General features: G+C 49.3%; 20 protein-coding genes. 14 read left to right on the top strand and 6 right to left on the bottom strand.

The genetic code is table 11. The annotated features are described in order from the left end of the window. Positions 1–123: 123 nt before the first annotated feature. Complete coding sequence (locus tag ACFOET_RS02030) at positions 124–1,698, bottom strand: phytoene desaturase family protein (protein WP_379019044.1); 1,575 nt, start codon at positions 1,696–1,698, stop codon at positions 124–126. Positions 1,699–1,777: 79 nt separating this feature from the next. On the opposite strand from ACFOET_RS02030, the gene ACFOET_RS02035 reads away from it, so the two are divergent. After that, positions 1,778–2,080, top strand: coding sequence for an iron-sulfur cluster assembly protein (locus ACFOET_RS02035; RefSeq protein WP_379019046.1), 303 nt, complete (start codon positions 1,778–1,780; stop codon positions 2,078–2,080). A 2-nt stretch (positions 2,081–2,082) separates the two neighbouring features. Here the strand turns inward: ACFOET_RS02035 and ACFOET_RS02040 are convergent, their stop codons facing one another. The 3 genes from ACFOET_RS02040 to ACFOET_RS02050 form a co-directional block, all read right to left on the bottom strand. Beyond that, entirely contained in the window at positions 2,083–2,703 is a 621-nt protein-coding gene (locus ACFOET_RS02040; RefSeq protein WP_379019048.1) for a hypothetical protein, read from the bottom strand. Between the two features lie 108 nt (positions 2,704–2,811). Further along, the gene (locus ACFOET_RS02045; RefSeq protein ID WP_379019050.1) at positions 2,812–4,029 is read right to left on the bottom strand and encodes a cation:proton antiporter; all 1,218 of its coding nucleotides are present in this window, start codon (positions 4,027–4,029) and stop codon (positions 2,812–2,814) included. 40 nt (positions 4,030–4,069) lie between these two features. Then, the gene (locus ACFOET_RS02050) at positions 4,070–4,546 is read right to left on the bottom strand and encodes a cation:proton antiporter regulatory subunit (protein WP_379019052.1); all 477 of its coding nucleotides are present in this window, start codon (positions 4,544–4,546) and stop codon (positions 4,070–4,072) included. Between the two features lie 82 nt (positions 4,547–4,628). Here ACFOET_RS02050 and ACFOET_RS02055 point away from each other — a divergent pair, with 82 nt between their 5' ends. Further along, positions 4,629–5,222 (top strand): YceI family protein, encoded by a 594-nt coding sequence (locus ACFOET_RS02055; RefSeq protein WP_379019054.1) that lies wholly within the window; start codon positions 4,629–4,631, stop codon positions 5,220–5,222. A 51-nt stretch (positions 5,223–5,273) separates the two neighbouring features. Then, positions 5,274–5,558, top strand: coding sequence for a CBU_0592 family membrane protein (locus ACFOET_RS02060; protein ID WP_379019056.1), 285 nt, complete (start codon positions 5,274–5,276; stop codon positions 5,556–5,558). Here ACFOET_RS02060 and ACFOET_RS02065 read toward each other — a convergent pair. Beyond that, positions 5,523–6,137, bottom strand: coding sequence for a TetR family transcriptional regulator (locus ACFOET_RS02065; protein WP_379019058.1), 615 nt, complete (start codon positions 6,135–6,137; stop codon positions 5,523–5,525). The genes ACFOET_RS02060 and ACFOET_RS02065 overlap by 36 nt on opposite strands. Before the next feature lie 206 nt (positions 6,138–6,343). On the opposite strand from ACFOET_RS02065, the gene ACFOET_RS02070 reads away from it, so the two are divergent. From ACFOET_RS02070 to ACFOET_RS02090, 5 genes are all read left to right on the top strand, one after another. Continuing rightward, positions 6,344–9,643 carry a SusC/RagA family TonB-linked outer membrane protein gene (locus tag ACFOET_RS02070; protein WP_379019060.1) on the top strand — a complete coding sequence of 1,100 codons (3,300 nt, stop codon included), beginning with the start codon at positions 6,344–6,346 and terminating at the stop codon, positions 9,641–9,643. A gap of 33 nt (positions 9,644–9,676) precedes the next feature. Then, positions 9,677–11,482: a RagB/SusD family nutrient uptake outer membrane protein gene (locus ACFOET_RS02075; protein WP_379019062.1), complete on the top strand. Its 1,806-nt coding sequence runs from the start codon at positions 9,677–9,679 to the stop codon at positions 11,480–11,482. Between the two features lie 43 nt (positions 11,483–11,525). Next, positions 11,526–12,389: a metallophosphoesterase family protein gene (locus ACFOET_RS02080; RefSeq protein ID WP_379019064.1), complete on the top strand. Its 864-nt coding sequence runs from the start codon at positions 11,526–11,528 to the stop codon at positions 12,387–12,389. Positions 12,390–12,415: 26 nt separating this feature from the next. Then, positions 12,416–13,663, top strand: coding sequence for an alkaline phosphatase family protein (locus ACFOET_RS02085; RefSeq protein ID WP_379019066.1), 1,248 nt, complete (start codon positions 12,416–12,418; stop codon positions 13,661–13,663). Positions 13,664–13,839: 176 nt separating this feature from the next. Then, a complete protein-coding gene (locus tag ACFOET_RS02090; RefSeq protein WP_379019068.1) occupies positions 13,840–14,199 on the top strand; it encodes a response regulator in 360 nt (119 codons plus the stop codon). Positions 14,200–14,212: 13 nt separating this feature from the next. Here ACFOET_RS02090 and ACFOET_RS02095 read toward each other — a convergent pair whose 3' ends face one another. Then, on the bottom strand, positions 14,213–14,995 hold the full coding sequence (locus ACFOET_RS02095; RefSeq protein WP_379019070.1) for an MBL fold metallo-hydrolase: 783 nt from the start codon (positions 14,993–14,995) through the stop codon (positions 14,213–14,215). 35 nt (positions 14,996–15,030) lie between these two features. Between ACFOET_RS02095 and recJ the strand changes: the two genes are divergently transcribed. From recJ to ACFOET_RS02125, 6 genes are read left to right on the top strand one after another with little or no spacing between them, the layout of a single operon-like run. Beyond that, on the top strand, positions 15,031–16,731 hold the full coding sequence (recJ, locus tag ACFOET_RS02100) for a single-stranded-DNA-specific exonuclease RecJ (protein WP_379019072.1): 1,701 nt from the start codon (positions 15,031–15,033) through the stop codon (positions 16,729–16,731). Between the two features lie 33 nt (positions 16,732–16,764). Beyond that, a complete protein-coding gene (gene lptB / locus ACFOET_RS02105; protein WP_379019074.1) occupies positions 16,765–17,499 on the top strand; it encodes an LPS export ABC transporter ATP-binding protein in 735 nt (244 codons plus the stop codon). 17 nt (positions 17,500–17,516) lie between these two features. Further along, positions 17,517–19,031, top strand: coding sequence for a GH3 auxin-responsive promoter family protein (locus ACFOET_RS02110; RefSeq protein ID WP_379019076.1), 1,515 nt, complete (start codon positions 17,517–17,519; stop codon positions 19,029–19,031). 52 nt (positions 19,032–19,083) lie between these two features. Further along, positions 19,084–20,385, top strand: coding sequence for a ribosome biogenesis GTPase Der (der, locus tag ACFOET_RS02115; protein ID WP_379019078.1), 1,302 nt, complete (start codon positions 19,084–19,086; stop codon positions 20,383–20,385). Between the two features lie 18 nt (positions 20,386–20,403). Continuing rightward, the gene (gene cysS, locus ACFOET_RS02120; RefSeq protein WP_379019080.1) at positions 20,404–21,867 is read left to right on the top strand and encodes a cysteine--tRNA ligase; all 1,464 of its coding nucleotides are present in this window, start codon (positions 20,404–20,406) and stop codon (positions 21,865–21,867) included. 38 nt (positions 21,868–21,905) lie between these two features. Then, on the top strand, positions 21,906–22,769 hold the full coding sequence (locus ACFOET_RS02125; RefSeq protein ID WP_379019082.1) for a YybH family protein: 864 nt from the start codon (positions 21,906–21,908) through the stop codon (positions 22,767–22,769). The last annotated feature ends 1 nt before the right edge of the window (position 22,770 follow it).

Raw genomic sequence — 22,770 nt, forward strand, 5'->3', positions numbered from 1 at the left:
TGGTAGAACGCAACGCTGGTGGCATTCAGTACCGGGTGCATGATATAGCAGCAATTTACCAACCGCCCAATTGGGCGGTTGGTAAAGCTGCAAACACGACCTGAAAGCTGCTGCCGAGTCCGGTTAAGTTTCTTGAGGCTGAACGTGGTTACAAGCGTCTACAGTCGGCGGTTCAGCTTGGTTGGCATCATTGATCTTCCGCAAGAGGTGCTCCTTTCCCAAAAGTTCCGAACAGGTGAGGACGGCACTGATGGTTACTCCTAATATGCCATGCATATTGATGCTTTGACCGGTGAGTAGCAGGTTTTTGATCTTGGTGCGGGGTGGCAGCGAATTACGGATCGGTTGGTTTGCATCCTTGGCGAAACCGTACATCCCGCCTGTTTCACTGCCGATGTAATCGCGGTAGGTCAGCGGCGTGGAGGCATACGTGGCGAGGATTTGGTCTCTTAAACCGGGAAACTTCTTCTCCAGTTTGTCGAGCATGACTTCGGTTTTCTCTTGTTTAAACCGCTCATAATCATCGCCTCGGTAGTCGCTGGATGCTACGGTGTTTTGTGTATGTTCCCACTGTTTTACTTCATCGTAGTGCATATAGGTAAATACCGTCAGGCCTTCCGCCCATCGGTCGTTGTCACTCTTCGCATTCATGGATACCATATAACCCGCTGGCCAGTCGTCGGGGCGGTAATGTATATTGCCCCATACACTCGCTTCGTCCTTAAAATGATAATAGTTCTTGTTCAGATAGGGAAGCTGCTTCGGTTTTAATACAATGTATAGGCTGAACGATGAGACCGTAGGCTCGGCTCGCCGGATATGGTTGGCGTACGACCTGCGTATCGGGTAGTCGCCAATAAGATCAAGGGTTTTCTTAGGATCGATGTTGGAAATGAAGGTCGCGGCCCGGTAGGTGTTTCCGTCTGAAGTAGATACAGAGCGAAGCAAGCCGTCTTTGATGTGAAATTTGCTGACTTGCTTATACTTCAATGCCTTGCCGCCATGTTTGCGGAGCTCACGGATCAGCAGCTTGGCAAGCTGTCCGCCTCCGTTGATGCATCGCCAAGCACTTTCAATATATGAATTTATTGATAGCGCATGTACATAGAACGGGGTCTTTTCCGCTATCCCTGCATATAGTAAGTTCGTGCCAGCCAAAACCGCCTGCAATTTGGTGTTGGACGTGCATTGGGCAATGACATCACGCACTTTCAAACTGAGCATTTCCTCGTTCCAGCGGTAGGGCTCCTCGGCGTTGACGCGGTATAATGGAAAGCTTTGGCAGGTTTCTTTCATTTGATGGTAAAACCGTTTGATGCTGCTGCGTTCTTCCGGAAAATAGCGGCTAAGTTGTTCTATGAAGTTCGGACCACCTTGTGCATAAGGGTATTCCACGGGATCACCGTCGAAGGTAACCATGTCAAATCCGTCCAGATCCATACGTTTAAGGCGGAGCTTCTCCGCAATACCAAGATAATGGAAATACTGATAAAGGTTTTGCCCCTTGGCTAAGCCGCCGATATAGTGCACACCGGTATCGAAGATGCAGCGGTCACGCACGAATGTCTGCAGGTTACCCCCGTATTGATTATTCTTCTCTAAAACGAGCACATTAAGCCCTTCTTTCGCCAGTATCGTGGCGCAGACAAGGCCCCCTAAGCCGCTGCCTATCACAATGACATCGAATGACTCATCCATTTTGTTGTAAAGATAGGGATTTGTTGGTTATCTTTGTAAGAAGGATACCAGAAGGAATACCATGATTGTCAATGATAAATTGAATCTTGCACCTGCCATTACGGAGGCTTTAGAGACCATATTCGACCCGGAAATCCCGGTCAATATCGTTGAGTTAGGGTTGGTGTATGAGATTATTACAAAAGAGGATGGCACGGCCAAGATTGTAATGACGCTGACCGCGCCCGGCTGCCCGGTGGCCGGAGACATTATCGACGAGGTACAACGCAAAGTGGGGGAAGTGGATGGCGTAAAGCAGGCGCTGGTGGAACTCACCTTTGACCCACCGTGGGACAAAAGCATGATGAGCGATGTCGCGCGGTTGGAACTAGGCTTTATGTAGCGCTAGTGTGGTTCTGCTAGGGCAGCTAAGATACTTGATCTGTGCGAGGGGCTTTTCACTTGAAATTCTACCATCCGCTTATAAGTGTCAAAGGTGAAAAATACCTCGCCGGGGACAGGCGAATCCTCGTTGAAGAACAACTTGAAACTGGAGGTGGACGGCTTGTTATGATTGATGGTTGTTTTGTTGGATGAAAATGCTAGGGGTTGCACCGCTTGTCCCTTCATGCTGTTAATACCCTCAATCTGCCACAATTGTGCAAGAGCCGCCACAAAACGGTCACTCTCCTTTCCCGACTTTTTAAATTTTATAGTCCCTTTCCTGAACCCTGTTTCTTCGTTTACCGACCCGTCGGGGTTAATGCCCGCAGGAACGTCTTTGTCAACTTCGATAATAATGCCCACGGTATCATCTCGATATAGCGCTTTTGCGGCATAGGAGATCGATGTGTCGCCGTCCGTTTTGTCCAAAAGCTTGAGGAAAATGGATGCCGCGGTTTCTTCGTTGTTTACTATGGGTAATAGTTGCACGGCTCCCATAGTATCGTCTTCCGATTTCGGTGCATTATTGCATGACCATAGGAAGAAAATTGATAAAAATGAAATCAGGATACAACGGTTCATCGTTTTGTTTTTTCAGGATACACTAAAAATTGATCGCTATTCATCGCCTTGTTTCACAAAGGTCGGTAATATTTTCAAGGGAAGCAACAGCGGGGGTTATGGGGTTTGCTAGCTGTTTTCCAAATCATTGAGTGTTTTTACCGGCTTTTTCTCCGTTTTGTCTTTTCCAAATACAGCATTCCAGATATTCCGCGATTCCTTTGTCAGCAGCGGGGCAACGATAGATAGAATCAACACATACACGACCACAAATGACTGGATGATAGGCATAAGCTTGCCAGCTTTTCCGATGTTCGCCATGATGATGGAAAACTCACCTCTCGCTGCCAGCGTAAAGCCGATATCAACGGAGTTCCGCTTCTTCAAACCGGAAAAGTAAGAAGCGACATAGCCCGACCCTATGTTACATACTACGGTAATCAATGCTGCAACGGAAGCCCATAGCACCGCACCTCCCAAAGACATAGGGTCGATAGAGAGGCCGAAGCTGAAGAAAAACATGGCGCCGAAGAAATCCTTAAAAGGCAACACCAGTTGTTCAATGCGTTTGATGTATTGGGAGTCGGCTAATACCAGCCCAGCCATGAGCGCACCGATGGCTTCAGCGACATGGATGGTTTCCGAAAACCCGGCAACAATAAATAAGAGGGCAAATATGACGAGTATAAACAGTTCGGAAGATTTATCTTGTAGTACTTTATCGATGGCCGGAACCAGTTTCCGGCCCAAAATAAGAAACGCGAGGATAAAAGCTAAGGCAAGCAGGGAAGTGCCTGCTACCGTCCAAAAAGAACTGCTGCCTGTTAATATCAATCCGGACAGGAATGAAATATGCATGGCAATAAACAGGTCATCAAACATAATCATTCCTAAGATCACTTCGGTCTCCGGATTGGCCGTTCGTTTCAGGTCGGTAAGTACTTTCGCCACGATGGCGGTTGAAGAACTTGTCATGATACCGCATAATACCATGGTCTCTTTAAACGGCAGGTTCATCAACCAACCCATCAACAGCCCTGAACAGAAGTTTAGGATGACGTAAAACACGCCGCCGGTCAGAATGGATTTCCCCGACTTGACCAGCCGGCCAACTGAAAATTCCAGCCCAAGGTAAAACAGCAGGAACAGTACACCCAGCCGTCCCATGAAATCGATGAAGGGCTTGCTTTCCGTAAACGTAAGGTCGATGCTGCCGATTTGGGGTGCATGCTGTCCGAGTGCCATCCCGATTAAGATGAAAAAGGGAATTACCGAAAATCGGAACCTGTCGGAAATCAATCCGACAAGCGCCACAAGGCCCACGGCAACTCCTATTTCTAATATCAAGGTGTGTGACAGCATACAGTTCAACTATTCCTACGTATTCTTACAATATTTCTTTCAGCAGCTTGATGTGGCTCCTTTTGCCAGCTACCACCATGGTGGTGTCTGTTGTGATCACATAATCCGGTCCAGGGTTGATGATGCTTTCGCCTTCTTTTATAGCGGCAATGATGGAAGCACCGGTCCGCTTGCGCACCTCAAGTTCGCCGATGGATTTGCCGATGCTGGGCGCACCTTCTTCTACCTTGTACCATTCGATGATCAGGTCATCCAGCGCCACCTGGATGGTTTCAAGGGCTTTGGGTTTGTAAGACAAACCGCCGATGATACCGGCTACCTGGCGCGACTCCTCGTCGGATAACGTCATCACGCACCGGGACTCGCTTTCTTCCTGATCATACCGATAGAGTTCTCGACGTCCATCGTCGTGGATAACCACGACCATGTGGTCTCCAGCCTCGGTTTCGATCTGGTACTTCTTACCAATACCGATCAGGTCTGTTTCTCTAACAATTGACATAATTGCCTCCTAAAATTAAAACGGTATAAAGGTATGGCTTTTACCTAATCGTTAACTACCTTTAGCAAAAAAATAAAAACTTATGAGATCGTCCTTTGCTTCATCGGTGCTGGCTATTGCCGCAATTTTCGTTTGTTATTCATTTACGCCTTCCGGTGCTGTTTTTAAGGTTGACGGCAGCAAATCGAAGATCAATTGGACCGGAAAAAATATAGCCGGAGGGAAGCACACCGGCACCATTAACCTAAGCAAAGGCGAGCTGAGGTTTGCGGACGACCGCATCTCGGGAAACTTTACGGCTGACATGAGCTCCATTACGGTGACGGACTTGACAGGCGACCGTGCCGCACGCCTTGAAAACCACCTGAAAAATGAGGACTTTTTTGATGTTCCTAAGTTTCCGGAAGCTACGTTCAGCATTTCCAAGGCCACCGGCTCAGGTAGCAACCTGTCGATTACCGGCGACCTGACCATCAAAGGGATCACGAAATCGATAACATTCCCGGCAGTAGTGCACCAATCGGGCAATACGTTGCACGCGACAGCTACGGGTATCAAGATAGACCGCACGCAGTTCGATATTAAATATCGGTCAGGCAACTTCTTCTCCGGCTTGGGGGATCGCGCTATTTCCGACGAATTTCAATTGGATATCGAATTGGTGGCCGAAAAATAACTGCTTTCCGGAGGTTTCTGTACCTTCGCGGGGCAATAACGGATCAAAGCAATGACGGAATCGACGATTACCATTATCGGATGGTTGGGATTTATCTTTTGTACAGTGGCTTATCTGCTACTGAACCTGAAGTTGCTGCGTTTTGACGGTGTTTTGTATCAACTGCTGAACGCAATAGGAGGACTCGGCTTGGTTGTCAGTGCCTTTTACTTTGCAGACGCCCCTAATCTCGCGGCAAATGGTATGTGGGTGCTTATCGCGTTGTTTGGTGTATTGCGATATGCTAGGAGGGTATCCGTATCACGGCGTGGCCACCGCGTTTCCGATCCCCAGTAACTTCAAAGCCTCGGCTCTGTATTCTGTGATTTTTTGGTCGAAGGTCTTGGTGTTGCTGGCAACGCTAAGGTAGAAATAAGCGCCATCGACCAAGGCGAAAATCAAGTCGGCTGTGAAACGAGAATCACGGACCTTGATCATTTGCGCCATTTTGCATCGTTCGATAAGTGCTGCAAGCTGCTCGCGTAGTGATTCAGTGATTTTCAGGTACATGCCTTTCACTTTCTTTTCTCGGAACGTCAGCGCGTAGCAGCTGTAGAACAGTCCGTCGTCAAATAATTTATTCCATTTTCGTGAGAACAAGTCGCTTATGACGGTTGTCAACGCTTCAAGCGGCGGTACATTGCTGTCTTTGCTCACCTTGTAAATCAACAGGTATTTATCGAGGAGGTAGTCGACAAGTGCATAGGTGAGTTCGTCCTTAGTTTGGAAATAATGAATGATCAAGCTGGGGTTGATGTCCATCACCTTAGCAATTTTGGCTATGGATGTGTTTTCCAGCCCTTCTTTTTTGGCCACCTTATAAAAAACCTTAATAATCTCCAGCTGCCTGATTTCTTTTAAACTCTTCCTTCCCATTCAGTATACTTATTTGACCGAGACGAAAGTAATTAATAGTTTTTGAAGAGAAAATTTTTATATTTATTGAATGAACATTCAGTTTATAAAAATAATCGTGACCTAATACAAACTTAATATTGCTGTTCTTAATTTGCTGATGGGATAATCGACTATAAATGATCAACACATAATCAAAGATGACGAATCGCTACAAGTTTAAATCAATGACATTGCACCAGTTAACGATGCTCGCGGCATGCGTGCTGGGCGTTGCGTCGATCCGTCCGGTATCCGCGGTGCCATCGAAAATGGTTAGTATGCCTGAGGCTGTTACCGTCAGTCAAAACCAGGTGCGGATTGTGGGTACCGTGAGGGATGCTGAAGGGGTGCCCCTAGAGGGCGTCAGTATTGCCGTGGTGGGTAAACCGGGGGGCACGACCACGGATGAAGAAGGGCAGTTTGTGCTGTCGGCCGCCTTGGGGGAACGGGTGCGGCTGACCATGGTGGGTTATGTGTCGCAGGAATTTGAAGTGGCCGAGCGTGAGCAGTATGACCTGGTGCTTCAGTTGGATGCATCCAGCCTTTCGGAAGTGGTGGTCGTGGGGTATGGCACACAGAAAAAAGTGAATCTGTCTGGTGCCGTAGACCAGGTCGATGCCAAGGCACTGGCACAACGGCCGATTGCCAATGTTTCCCAGGGGTTGCAGGGGTTGATCCCCAACCTGAACATCCGGTTCAACTCCGGCGCTCCGGGAGCCGCCGCAAACATCAACATCCGCGGTATTACCTCTATTAATGGCGGTGATCCGCTGATCCTAATCGATGGTGTGCAGTCCAGCTCGGCTGAGCTGAACCTGATCGCTCCTCAGGATATTGCGACGATATCCGTGGTGAAGGATGCTTCCGCGGCGGCGATCTACGGTGCGCGGGCAGCATTCGGCGTTATCCTGATCACCACCAAGACAGGGACTCAGGGCGGCACCAATGTAAGCTATTCGAATAATTTTACATGGAATACCCCGACAGTACTGCCGGAAATGATCACCGATCCCTATGTGTTTTCCCGTCTGTTGGAAACCTCGACTGACAATACACCCTGGGACAACGTGAACTATAGCGATCAGTTTTATGAATATGCGCGGCAGCGTTCGGACGATCCGCGTGTACCCGGCGTGCGGGTGAATCCATCCGATGAATCCCTGTGGGAGTACATGGGTAACCGGGATTGGACCCGTTATTTTTTCGATGACTTTAATTTCAGCCACAACCACGACCTCGCCATCAGCGGGGTGAGCGAAAACAATAAGGTACGTTACTACCTGTCTGGGGGATACAACCGGCAGAACAGCGCTCTGACCCTTGATGAGGATTTTTTCGACCGGTATAGCCTTCGGGCCAAGGTGGACTACCAACTGACCGACTGGCTCAAGTTGGGGAACAATACCTCCATGAGCAATACGCTGCGGAAGGAGCCGACCCGGCTGGACGTATTCGGCATATACAATATGTTCCCTACATACTACGACGTGAATCCAGACGGTACCTGGGCTAACTCGCCGGTGGGTCGCGCTGCTGCCGGTATTGTGGATGGGGGAGAGACGACCAACCGTCTGGAGCAGCTCCAGACTCAGTTTACTACGGAAATGAGCTTCTGGAACCGTTTGCTTCAGGTAAACGCCGATTTTACCTATCGAAGGACCAGTGAAAACTATAACATGTATCGGACGTCATACCTCATCGGATACGGGCCGGAGGATGTACGGGAAGAAGGCGACAACGCGGCTGCGCGGCGCGGGGTATTTGACTACTATAAGGTGTTCAACATTTACGGAACATTGAACAAAGCAATCGGTCGGCATTCTCTTACGGCAATACTGGGGTACAGCCAGGAAGATTACCGGTACGAGCGGTTTGATGTATCCCGAACTGGATTGATATCCAGTTCATTTCCGACCATAGGGCTGGCCACGGGCGACGCTGCAGGCACGGAAGCCATTGACACGTACGCCTTGCGGGGAGCGTTCTATCGCCTCAATTACATTTATGACGACCGGTACATCTTTGAGCTCAATGGGCGTTACGACGGTTCTTCCCGTTTCCCCAAAGACAAGCGCTTTGGTTTCTTCCCGTCCGGGTCAGTAGCTTGGCGGGTGGATCAAGAATCGTTTATGGAAGGTGTGCGGAGCGTCGTCAGCAACCTGAAACTCCGCGCTTCCTACGGTTCACTGGGCAACCAGGCTGTGTCCAATTATGGATATATCCCCTCCATGTCTACGTATCAAACCAATTACCTTATTGGTGGCCAACGTCCTTTTGGTATCTCTACTCCGGCGCTGGTATCACCCAATTATACCTGGGAGAAAGTCAATACGCTCAACTTCGGCGTAGACCTCGGTTTCCTTCGCGACCGGTTCAGCGTGGTATTTGACCAGTACACGCGTAATACGCTGGGCATGCTGACCCTGGGTAGGCAATTGCCCGCGATATTGGGGGCTAGTGAGCCGCGGGAGAATGCGGCTGACCTGCGTACGCGGGGCTGGGAACTTTCCCTGGGCTATCGGGACAACTATACCGTGGGTGGCTCGCCTTTCGGTCTGGAGGCCCGTTTTGTGCTATCCGATACCAGAAGCACCATTACTCGGTTTGACAATCCCAATGGCAGCATCACCCAATATTACGAAGGGATGAAAATGGGGGAGATCTGGGGCTTGCAGTACGACGGCTTATTCCAGACCACCGAAGAGATCGCGCAACTGGACCAAACGGGTATCATCCCATGGGGGGCTTTGCAGATCGTGCCGGGATGGCCGAAATTTAAGGATCTGGATGGCAACGGTGTGATTGAAAAGGGCTATACGCTGGGTGATACCAAAGATCTTTCCGTTATCGGCAATTCCACCGAGCGGTTCCGTTTTGGCCTGGATGTGAACACAAACTGGCGAAATTTTGACCTGCGCATGTTCTGGCAAGGGGTGGGCAAGCGTGACTATTACCCGCTTCACTTCCTGTATTGGGGTGCGTACCAGCAGCCATATGGCAATATGTACGGGCACCTGCTGGATTTTTACCGGGCTGAAGCGGATGGCCCGGAGGAACGCGCCAAGCATTCCCAATCGTACCTGAACCTGGGACTGGCCGATGCGAATCATGATGCCCGCTTTCCGGTCCTGCAATCTTGGCTGGCCGACGTGAACCTCGGAACCCGCATCGATGAATCCATGGGCATGGCCATTCCCAATACAGGGCACCTGCTGAACGGTGCGTATCTGCGTCTGAAGAACCTCACTATAGGCTATACTTTGCCGCGGTCGTTGACCCAGCGTGCCGGCATCGGAAGTCTGCGCGTATTTGCCACCGGGGAAAACGTGCTGGAGTTTTCCGGGATCAAGAAACACTTTGATCCGGAAACCACCAATGCAAGCATCAATACCAATCCGGGAGCAGGCACGGGAGGCGGGGTAGGCAACGGGATGACCTATCCTTTCCAACGGAGTTATTCGTTCGGTGTTAACATCATGTTTTAATCATTGTCGATCATGTATACAAGTAATCCGATCATGAAAAAATTATTCAATTGGGGTGTCGCGGTGCTGTTGACGGTGTCCCTAAGTGCCTGCAATGATGATTTTTTGAATAAATTGCCAGAAACATCAATCGGCCGGGAGAACTTCTTCAACACCGAAGAGGACCTGAATCTGGCCATCTACAATTTGTATGATTTCCCTTCCACGGGTATTTATACCGATGAAGCGTACACACTTACTGACAATGCGTATTCGACGGGAAATGTAGAGTTGAAGACGATGATGACCACCTCGCCCAGTTCAACCACTATTACTGGGGGATGGGACTGGGGGCAACTGCGCAACGTTAACTTTTTTTTGGAAAACTTCAGGAATGCGCAGCTTTCAGACGAGCGGTTGGCTCACTTTGAAGGATTGGCCCGGTTTTTCCGCGCTCGATTCTACGTTAATAAGGTCAAGCGTTACTCAGATATACCGTGGGTGGACGTGGTGATCACTACAGACAACGAAGACGTATTATTCGGCGACCGGGACCCTCGGGAGACCGTGGTGAACAACCTGCTGGCCGACTATGAATTCGCCGCTAATCATGTGGACATTGCTGCACCCCAAGGGGCGGTAAACCGCTGGCTGGTAAAAGCGGACTATGCACGCTTCCTGCTGTATGAAGGTACTTACCGGATCTACCATCCGGAGCTAAACCTGCAGAGCACGGCTCCGGCCCTGCTTCAGCGGGCAGCGGCGGTTGCCCGGGACATCATGGATAATGGTCCGTTCAGCCTCTACTCCACCGGAAACCCTATGGAAGATTACGGTACGCTGTTTAAAAGCCAGAACCTCGGAGGCAATCCGGAAATCATTTTTGCCCGTTATTATGAGGCCAACTTGCTGAATGGGGACAGTGGGGAAGGGGTCTTCGGAAACTACGAAAGTTTCCCGCTCAAAGACTTGGTACAAACCTACCTGATGGCCGATGGAAGCTACTACAGCAGTCAACCCAACTACCAGCAGAACGAATTTGTACAGGAATTTGCAGACCGCGACCCCCGGCTGTACCAAACGTATGCCTATCCGGGGTGGGTTTTGGTGCGCTCGGGTACATACGCCCAGGGAGCGGGTTTGTATGTGCAGCAATTGGCCAAAAACTTTTCTGGCTATCATCAAATCAAAGGGTTTTATAATACCACTAACCAGGATGAACGGAATAACATGGACGTACCGCTATATCGTTTCGCCGAAATCCTGTTAATCTATGCTGAGGCTAAAGCTGAATTGGGTGAGCTGACGCAGGGAGACCTGGATATCTCGATCAATTTGGTGCGGGCGCGCGCCGGAATGCCCGGTATGACGCTTAATCCGGCCATCGATCCGGTCAAAGCGGCGAAGTTTCCTAACGTGACCTCGGCACAGCGCGCGGAAATCTATGAAATCCGGCGGGAACGGCGCGTGGAGCTGGCCTTCGAGGGTCGACGGCATGATGATTTGATGCGTTGGGGCGCTGGCAAATTCCTTGAGATAGAACCCTTGGGGATTTATTTCTCCCGGCTTGGCCAGCATGACCTGACCGGTGACGGGGTGCCGGACATCGTATTGCTGCCGGCGTCGCAATCTATTCCGGCCGAGCGGGAAAGGAATAGTCTCGGCGTGCCCCTGGCTTACTATCGCGTGGGTACGTTCGGACAGGATGTTTCGATCTTCCTTGGCGGACCAACATCGGGTAACCTCCTGATCGTCGAAAACGCGGGCACTTTTGTGGAGCCTAAGTACTATTACCGCCCGGTGCCTCAGCAACAGGTATTGCTGAATCCGAATTTACAACAGATATTTGATTGGGAATAATTGATCCAACGTTGCTTGGTGACGCCGTAAACAAATGACCTATATGAAACAGTTCAGTTCGTTTTTCCTCCTGCTACTGCTTGCCGTTGGTGCCCGTGCCCAGGAGAAATTTTCCTTTGCGTTCTTCACGGATCTTCATATGAATAAAAACCCGAAAGCAAAGGCGTTTGAGGGCCTGAAAATGGCCATCAAACATGTCGAGTCGTCTGGAGTGGACTTCGTGATGACCGGCGGGGATAACGTTGATGTAGATGGCACGAAAGCCGAAAGGCGGGCGGATGCGGTGCAGCTTTATCAGGAGTATAAGGACATTATTGGGCAGTCTTCGCTGAAAAACTGGTACTTCACCATCGGCAATCATGACCGGTATTGGGGTGATGGCGAAAAAGGCGGGGCTTATGGAGAGGCCTTGTTTAAATCATTTTTAGGAGACACCTATTATACGTTTAATCACAAGGGGTGGCGGTTCATCGTGCTCAACAGTGCCGAGATATGCGATGGCAATTATTGCGTCAGCGATGTACAATACCGATGGCTGGATAGTGTACTGAACAATACGCCTGCCGATCAGCCCATCATCGTCTCTACGCACGTGCCTTTCCTTTCGCTTTATTACCCTGTATTGGAAGGCCGTTACACCGCCACGGATACCTTTGTAAACCAGAAACAGGTATTCGACCGCTTTACCGGGCATAATCTAAAGCTCATCCTCCAGGGCCACCAGCATCTCTATGAAGAAATCAAGGTGAAAGGTGTACAGTTCATTACGGCCGGAGCGGTAAGTGCCGGTTGGTGGGGCGGGGCGTTCCACGGCACAGAAGAGGGTTACCTAAAGGTCACGGTCGGCGACGATGATTTTAATTGGGAATATATTGACTACGGTTGGGAGGTCAGTACCGGTCAGTAACTATTACACCTAAAATAATCATGAATATGAATGTAAGATTTTTTGGAATAGCATTGGTGCTTATGGCTGTTTTCGCATGCCAGGAGCAACAACCCAGAACAAAGAAAGTACTGTTTGCCATCGTAGACGGCATACCCGCCGATGTCATCGAACGAGTAAATACGCCCTGGATAGACAGCATCGCCGCTGTCGGCGGTTATACCCGCGCTTATACCGGTGGGGAGAAAGATGGTTATTCGCAATCGCCGACCATCTCAGCCGTCTGTTATGCCCATTTCATCACCGGTACTTGGACGCATAAGCACAACGTATGGGATAATGCCATTGATTCCATCAACTACCGCTATCCCACGTTCTTCTGGTATCTGAAGCAGCAATATCCCGAAAAGAAAATCGGTATCTATTCCACTTGGGAGGACAACCGCACTAAGTTGGTCGGAGAGGGAAAACCGGAAACAGGGCACATCAAGATGGACTTCCATAAAGATGGATACGAACTGGATACGGTTGCGTTTCCGCATGATCCGAAGGGAGTTTACTATGACCTGATCGATGAGCATGTGTCTAAGGAGGCCGCAAGATCTATCCGGGAAGATGCGCCCGACTTGTCGTGGGTCTATCTGCAGTATACCGACAACATCGGTCATGCCTACGGGGATAGCCCGCAGATGGATAGCGCGGTCGTCCGGGCAGACCATCAGGTCGGTCGGTTGTGGGAAGCCGTCCGTTACCGTGAAGAACAGTTCAACGAAGACTGGCTGGTATACATCGTTACCGATCATGGCCGGGACGATAAAGGGTTTCAACACGGTGGACAGATGCCGCGGGAACGTGGCATCTGGATGGCCACCAATGATAAAGACTTGAATACGCATTTCCGCGAGGGCACGCCGTCGTCGGTAGACCTATTGCCGACCGTAATGCGTTTTTTGGACGTCGAGGTGCCGAAGGAATACCGGTTTGAGTGGGACGGGATTCCATTATCGGGCGAGGTGTCGCACAGGTTTACCCAGGCGGTGGTAGTGGGAGACAGCCTGCAACTGACCTGGCAACCCTTTAAGTCTGACGGGGAGCTGATTGCATGGCTGAGTACCACGAACAATCACCGTACAGGCGGAAAAGATGATTATGTGTCATTGGGCGAGGTGAAGTTGCAAGACGGCAAAGCGGCATTTGACATTCGTCAATATCCGTCAGACTTTTACAAAGTCGTATTGGAATCCGCTAAACACGCCGCAAACCGATGGGCGAATAGGTCATCAGTCACAGATTAAGCAACAGCAAACAGTCTATTTTAATTTCATCTGCTATATGACAAGACCTCGTTTCATAAAGAAACGGGGTTTTTGTATGTTTGGTCTTCTATTGGTTTTCTCAGCTATTTAGCATAGCTTTGCAGCTAACAGTAATTGCCGTAAATTATCTACTAGTGATTTATTGACCTAACGCTTTGAAACATAAACTTTTATATATTGAAGATGACAAAGACGTTTCGGAGTTGATCGCCGAGATTATGGAGTATGAAAACTACGAAGTAATCACTGACAACGGCAAGGCGATGTTTGAGATAATAAAAGAAAACCCAATTGGACTTATATTGCTGGATCAGCGGCTGTTTTGGACTACAGGAAGTCAGTTATGCTTAGCGTTGAAGGCCAATCCGGCAACAAAGGATATTCCGGTAATCATGATTTCTTCGGCTATAGACATCGCTGACATAGCGCGTTCTTGCGGTGCGGTGGACTTTATCAAAAAGCCGTTTGACATGTACCACGCTATCAACATGGTTGCTAAGTACTTCCGGACGTAACCGTTGAAGCATACTACGCCAAGGCATCTACCAATTTGTACCCACCACCGGTTTCTTTCTCCTTAGGCCGGCCAATGGCGATATTCGTAGAATGATACATCAGAAAAACCCAACCTTCGGCACACCCTTGTTCCCAATATTGTTGGCGCAATGCCATGGACTTGCGGCCGTCGTAGTCATATTTGGCTGCAAACTGCCTGAAAAATTGCTCCGGTTCAGGAGCTTCATCGCCGCCGAAGAAAAAATGTTCACTTCCCACAAGTATATGGAAGACCTGATGGTGTGGCGTGTGGCCGCCTGATACTGCATAACTGACCTCATTGTTGAGCGAACCATCGCCATCTACCAACAGCAAGTTGCCACTTCGCTGGAGTATATCGAAGACTTCCATTTGATACGAGTCCGATTTGCCACTGTATGCATCCTCCCACTCGCCCCGTTGAACCACGTATTCCGCATCGGGAAAGGCAAGACGGAGGGTGCCATCCCTTTCTTGTACCATGCCACTCGCATGGTCCTTGTGCAAGTGCGAAAGCAGGACATACCGGACATCCTTCGGTTCAAAACCAGCCTGCCGTATGTTATCGTGCAGTTGCAGCCCGCCGGTCTCATTGGTATGGCCAATGCCTGTATCAAGCAAAAGTAATCCATTTGCTGACTCGATCAGAAACGGATGTACATGGATAAACAACGAACCCGGACGGTCCTTCTTGTTGTCTTTGCTGGCATCAAACGGGATGAACTTTTTAGACGAATCTACGGAAAATGAACCTTCGAATAAGGAATGTGCTTGCATGTTTTTATCTTTACCCCTTCCAAGTGTACAAAGATATGCAAAAAAGATGGGCAATCGCGTCTTGCCGTAACCCGACTGCGTCACAGAAACTCCGGGATGAGCTTGGTATCAATACGGTATTGGCTGATCTGCTCGTGAATAGGGATATCTCGAGTTTCGACGAAGCACACCGATTTTTCCGTCCTGACCTCGCGTCATTGCATGACCCTTTCCTTATGCGGGATATGGACAAGGCAATAGCCCGTATTGAGCAAGCAATCGGCGATAAAGAACGTGTGCTGATTTATGGGGACTATGACGTGGATGGCACCACTGCAGTGGCCGTAGTGTATAGCTTTTTCCGTCAGTTCCATTCACGGCTGGAATATTATTTGCCTGACCGCTATGCCGAGGGTTACGGCATATCCACACAGGGTGTCGATTATGCTGCAGAAAACGGGTTTTCGCTTATTATTGCCCTGGATTGCGGCATCAAAGCTTTGGATAAAATCGCGTATGCCCGTGAACGTGGCATCGACTTCATTATTGGCGATCATCATCTTCCGGGCGATCGTTTGCCCGATGCCGTAGCGGTGCTCGATCCAAAACGTACAGATTGTCAATACCCTTACAAGGAACTACCCGGATGTGCTATAGGCTTCAAGATCATACAGGCATTCATCCAGAAAAATAACATGGATCCGCAGTTATGTTACCAATATCTTGATCTGGTAGCCGTCGGTATCGCTTCGGATATCGTGCCGATTACCGGCGAAAACAGAGTCCTTGCACACTACGGTCTACAGAAGCTCAACACCAATCCATGCTGCGGACTGCAATCGCTGATCGACTTATCTACACACCGAAGCGGCAGGTTCACGGTAAATGATATTATTTTTCAGATCGGGCCACGCATTAACGCTGCTGGCAGGATTGACCATGCTAAGGATGCCGTAAAACTGTTGATTTCGAAGTCTTTGCAAGAAGCCGCTGTGTACAGCAGTAGCATAGATGTCCAGAATACGCAGCGAAAGGATTTTGACTTGCGGATTACAGAGGAGGCACTGGCCATGATTGACGGTGATGAGCTGATGAAGCAGCGGAACTCCACGGTGGTCTTCAAGCCTGACTGGCATAAGGGGGTCATCGGCATTGTGGCCACACGCCTCACTGAGAAATATTACCGACCTACCGTCGTGCTTACCCAAACCAACGGGCACGTGTCCGGCTCAGCCCGTTCAGTGGTGGGTTTCGATCTGTATGAAGCACTCAATGCGTGCAGTGACCTGCTCGACCAGTTTGGGGGGCATAAATATGCCGCAGGTCTCACTATGAAACCGGAAAATGTCGAATCGTTCCAGCAACGCTTCGAGGAAGTCGTGTCTGCAAGTATCCTTCCTGCCATGCTTCAACGCGAGGTCGCAATTGATGCGGTGTTGCGCTTATCGGATATCGAAGCCAAATTTTTCCGTATTTTGCGTCGGTTTGAGCCTTTTGGCCCCAAGAATGAAATACCGTTGTTCCTGAGTAAACAGGTCAGGATATGTGGTGCGGCTTCGATGGTGGGCGGCAGCCACCTCAAAATGACCGTGACGCAGGATGGCATGACCGGCTTCGAATGCATAGGCTTTGGGCTGGCTGGCTATGTGGATGCAATAAACGAGGGCATACCATTCGATATATGTTATACGATCGAGGAAAACATCTGGCGCGATAAACGGAGTTTGCAGCTCAATGTCAAGGATATTAGGGTTTAAGGTCATGCCAAAAAATAGTGCAAAAAAACACAAATGATATTAAAAGCAGAGCATCTGATCAAGAAGTACCGGCAGCGTACTGTTGTAAACGATGTATCGTTTGAAGTCTCGCAGGGGGAGATCGTTGGATTACTGGGGCCGAATGGTGCCGGCAAGACCACATCTTTCTACATGATTGTGGGACTTATTAAACCGAATGACGGCCATGTTTACCTCGATGAAAAAGAGATTACGGAGGATCCGATGTATCGCAGGGCACAAAAAGGAATCGGTTATCTTGCCCAGGAAGCGTCGGTATTCCGGAAATTGTCTGTAGAAAACAATATCATGGCGGTATTGGAGATTCATTATAAGGACAAAACCGAGCGAAAAGAGAAGTTAGAAGAGTTGCTGGCAGAATTCAGCCTGAACCGGGTACGCAAAAATCGGGGCGACCTACTGTCGGGGGGGGAGCGGCGCCGTACGGAGATTGCCCGTGCGCTTGCGGCCAATCCGAATTTTATCCTGCTCGACGAGCCGTTTGCAGGTGTAGACCCCATCGCAGTGGAAGAAATACAGACCATAGTATCCAAGCTCAAACACCGCAACATCGGTATTTTGATCACCGATCATAATGTACAGGAAACACTGTCCATCACTGACCGTGCTTACTTATTAACGGAAGGCAAAATTATGCTCGCAGGTACACCGGAGGAGATAGCAGGCAATGAGATGGCACGCAAATTTTACCTGGGTCGCAATTTTGAGTTACGAAGAAAAAAGCTTTAATTAGCTGACATACAACTATGGCCCTAATCAATTCGATATTCACTTGGATCATGAAAAAGCGTATCCACCAAATAGAGCTTTTCATGAAATATCCCCACGAGGTGCAGGAGGAATGGTTCCAAAGCCTGATCTCCGCGGCGGAAGCTACCGAATGGGGAAAGAAGTATGACTATAACTCCGTACTGACCCCTGAAATTTATAAGGAACGCGTGCCCATACAGGATTACAGCAGCCTGAAACCATACATCGACCGAATGATCAAAGGGGAGCAGAACATTTTGTGGCCTTCCGACATCAAATGGTTTGCCAAGTCGTCGGGTACCACCGCAGACCGCAGTAAGTTCATTCCCGTGAGCGAAGAGGCGTTGGAAGACTGCCATTTTCAGGGCGGCAAAGATATGCTTTCCGTTTACTGCCATAATCGGCCGGATACCAAGATACTTACCGGCAAGGCGGTAGTGCTGGGGGGCAGCTCGCAGATCAATAGTTTTAACGCCGACTCCTACTATGGCGATCTCTCTTCCATCATCATCCGAAATCTACCTTTTTGGGCGGAGTTCCACAGAACACCTGATGTGGAAACAACATTGAATCCGAACTTTGAAGAAAAGATAGAAAACGTAGCACGAATTACCATCCATGAGAATGTGACCAACCTATCGGGTGTGCCCACATGGAACGTTGTATTAGCCAAGCGCATCTTGGCAATCACCGGAAAGGACAGCCTTTTGGATGTATGGCCTAACCTTGAGTTCTACAGCCACGGAGGCGTAAGCTTCAAACCGTATCGGGAACAATTCAAAAAGCTGATACCGTCGGATCGTATGTACTACCTGGAAAATTACAACGCTTCGGAGGGATATTTTGCGCTGCAGGACCAATCCGATTCGGAAGATTTACTGCTGATGCTTGATTATGGTATTTACTATGAGTTCCTTCCCACGGAACGGCTGTTTGAAGAGCACCCTAAGACGCTTGCCCTCCATGAGGTGGAGCTGGGCAAAAATTATGCACTTATTATCACCACAAACGCGGGGTTGTGGCGGTACATGCTGGGCGATACCATCAAATTCGTAAGCCTGCATCCCTATCGTATTCAGATTACGGGCCGTACCAAGCAATATATCAATACGTTTGGCGAAGAGGTCATCGTCGATAATGCCGACGAAGCACTAAAACAGGCATGTAACGAGACGGGTGCCGCCATTCGAGACTATACCGCAGGACCGGTCTACTTCAAGGAAGGCGAAGCCGGTGCACACGAGTGGATCATCGAATTTGAAGAACCGCCAAACGATTTTGACAGGTTCTGCCAGGTGCTGGATGCCTCCTTGCGGGCGGCTAATTCAGACTACGATGCCAAACGGTTCAATGACCTGGCCTTGCGTTTTCCCATCATCCACAATGCACCAGATGGCACATTTTACAGGTGGATGAAATCAAGAGACAAGCTTGGCGGGCAAAATAAAGTGCCCCGGTTGGCAAACGAGCGTACTTATCTCGATGATATCTTGAAGCAGCTCCGTTCGTAGATTGCCCTGCCGATAGCCGATAAACCATTCCTTATCCTTACCTTTGTAGCCTATGGCAAATATCATCGCGATCGTAGGACGGCCCAACGTAGGGAAATCCACCTTGTATAACCGGTTGACTGAAAGCAGAAAAGCCATTGTAGATGACTACAGTGGCGTAACACGCGACAGGCATTACGGGCAGGGCGAATGGACCGGAAAGCGGTTTACAGTCGTGGATACCGGAGGGTATGTCCATGGCTCTGATGACGTGTTCGAGTCAGCTATCCGCGAGCAGGTATTGATCGCTATCGAAGAGGCTTCCGTCATCCTGTTTATGGTAGATGTTACTACGGGAATCACCGACTTGGACGATGCCATTGTGGATGTACTTCGCCGAAGCAAAAAGCCGGTATTTGTGGTCGTCAACAAGGTGGACCATTCATTGCTGCAGCAGGAGGCCAGTATTTTCTATAGCTTCGGTCTCGGCGAGATATACCCGATCTCTTCCATGACAGGGTCTGGTACCGGCGAATTGCTGGACGACGTGGTCCAGCACCTCGAAAAGGACGAGGAAGAAGCCGATGTGCGACCTACATATGCCATTGTGGGCAGGCCAAACGTGGGCAAGTCGTCGCTTATCAATGCACTGATCGGTATAGAGCGTAATATTGTCACACCGATAGCAGGCACCACAAGGGATTCTATACGCATACATTATAACCAGTACGGGCATGATTTTTTTCTCATCGATACGGCCGGCCTGCGGCGTAAAACCAAAGTGAAGGAGAATATCGAGTTTTATTCCGTGATGCGTACCATTAAAGCCCTTGAAGAATCGGACGTAGTGATACTCATGCTTGATGCCACAGAAGGTATCGAATCCCAGGATATCAATATTTTCCACTTAGCTGAAAAGAATCGGAAGGGGGTGGTCATTCTGGTGAACAAATGGGACATGATCGAAAAAAACAACAAGACGACCAAAGTGTTCGAAGACCTGGTCAAGGAGAAAATCGCCCCTTTCACGGATGTGCCGATTATCTTTACTTCAGTGACCGAAAAGCAACGGATTTTTAAAGCCATAGAGGCGGCGGCCAAGGTATATGAAAACAAAGTGAAGAAGATACCCACTTCTAAGCTCAATGACGTAATGCTGCCGATTATCGAAAATTATCCGCCGCCAGCAATTAAGGGCAAGTATATAAAAATCAAATACGTGACCCAGATTACAGGTAGATCTCCGATGTTCGCGTTTTTCTGTAACCTTCCCCAATACATAAAGGAGCCTTATAAGCGGTTTGTGGAAAATAAGCTCCGTGAACATTTTGACTTCGAGGGTGTACCGGTACAAGTCTACTTCCGGCAGAAATAAATTCGTATTTTCGCGCCCATGGATAACCGTTTGGTTCTTTACAATACCTTAACAAGGAAGAAAGAAAGATTCGAGCCGCTCAATTCCCCGTTTGTGGGAATGTATGTCTGCGGTCCTACTGTATATAGCGACGTGCATTTGGGCAATTGCCGGACGTTTGTATCCTTCGACCTGATACTCCGTTACCTGACCCACCGCGGCTATAAGGTGCGCTATGTGCGTAATATTACGGATGCTGGGCATTTGGAGGGCGACAACGATGAGGGTGAAGATAAGTTTGCTAAAAAGGCTAAGCTGGAACAACTGGAGCCCATGGAGATTGTGCAAAAATATACACTGGGATTCCATGAGGTGCTGCGCTTGTTCAACACCTTGCCGCCCAGCATTGAACCCACCGCCACCGGACACATTTCCGAACAGATCGAAATGGTCAGGAAAATCATTGACCAAGGATTTGCTTATGAGGTAAATGGTACTGTATATTTCGACGTCGAAAAATATGTGAAGGAATATGATTATACCATCCTAACCAATCGTAGACTGGACGACTTGCTCAATAATACCCGTGAACTGAACGGGCAAGATGAAAAGCGTGGCCGGCTTGATTTCGCACTTTGGATTAAAGCCAAACCGGAACATATCATGCGTTGGCCGTCGCCGTGGAGCGTGGGCTTTCCCGGATGGCACATTGAATGCTCAGCCATGAGCAGCAAGTACCTTGGCGAGCAGTTTGACATACACGGCGGGGGAATGGACTTGGCTGCCACGCACCATACCAACGAAATTGCACAATCCCAGGCATGCAACCACACGCAACCGGCAAGATATTGGATGCATACCAATATGCTGACGGTAAACGGTACGCGCATGTCGAAATCTGCGGGCAACGGTTTCCTTCCACATGAGCTTTTCAGTGGCAACCACCCGCTGCTGAACCGTGGATATTCGCCGATGGCCGTGCGGTTTTTTATGTTGCAGGCGCATTATAGAAGTACGCTTGACTTTTCAAATGAGGCACTCGAAGCGGCGGATAGAGGATATAAGCGGCTCATGAATGCAATGGCCCTATTACCTAAACTGAAACCCGGTCCTAAAAAGGGTGCGCTGAATATCGATGAACTGCGGCAACGGTGTTATGCGGCCATGGACGATGATTTCAACAGTCCAGTGCTGATCGCCGAGTTGTTCGAGGCCGTACGTATGATCAATAGTATATATGATGGAAAGCTTTCAATTGACGTGTCGTCACTTTCCGCATTGAAAACTTTGGTGCAGGACTTGGTATACGATGTGCTTGGCCTGGTCGACGATAACACCGGATCCGATGATTTCGAGAAACTGATGGACGTGATCATTTCCCTGCGCAATGATGCCAAGCAAAACAAAGACTACACAACATCCGATCGGATCAGGGAAGGGCTTAGCTCAATCGGAATCCAGCTTAAAGACAGCAAAGAAGGTACGCTTTGGAGTAGGGTTTGATCGATCGGAATGTTTTTATTATTTTAGCTATATAGCCAATGACTAACATTGTTCGGATTTGTCTCCTCAGCTATATCGTCGTGGCTGCTTTTCCTGCCACAGCGCAGTTGCTCGGCAAAGCGGGCAGTCTTCTGGCGGCGGATCGTACAGCAGCAAGGCTGTCAGCAACAGAAGGCCCACACGCGGCGTTGCTGTCTATTGTGGACCGGAATTCGACTTTCTTTACCCCTTCGCCTGTAGATGCTCTTGAATACTTGAAGAACCGACCGAACGTCCCAGATGTAATGACGTGGAAGCCTACCTTTGCAGCGGTTTCAAAAAGCATGGAGTGGGGCGTGACGACGGGTACGATGACTTTCCAGCGAGTCGGGGCGATCAAGCGTTACGGAGAATATCTGACTGTCTGGCGACGCGACCGGAAGGGAAACTGGAAGGTAGATCTTCGGGCTCAGATAGAACACCATGGTGGGAATGAAGAACCAGCGCTTCAGTACATTGAGCCGGACGATAACGATTACACCCGGTTCAAGACCAAAGAGCGGATCCAACAGCGCAAGGAAATCGTTGCGAGCAACGATCAGTTGTTGTCTGCCGTGCTGAAATCCAACGCTGCGGTGGCTTATGGCGAATTCTTGGCAGATGATGCCCGCTTATACTTTCCATGGCAGACGCCGATAATCGGCAAAAAGAATGTCATTGCGTTTATGCAAAAGCAGGGCACGGCCATTCAGGCAGAATCGTTGGTTGCCAGTCGCTCCTACAGCGGTGAGCTCGCTTATTCTTATGGAACAGCTACAGTGGTTACAAATAAAGGCGAGCTCAAATGCAACTACGTCAGGATTTGGCAGCTGCAACCGGATTTCCAATGGCGTGTGGTTATTGAGATGCTGTTTGAACGGTGAT

The organism is Parapedobacter deserti, from assembly GCF_042646065.1.
Classification (GTDB): domain Bacteria; phylum Bacteroidota; class Bacteroidia; order Sphingobacteriales; family Sphingobacteriaceae; genus Parapedobacter; species Parapedobacter deserti.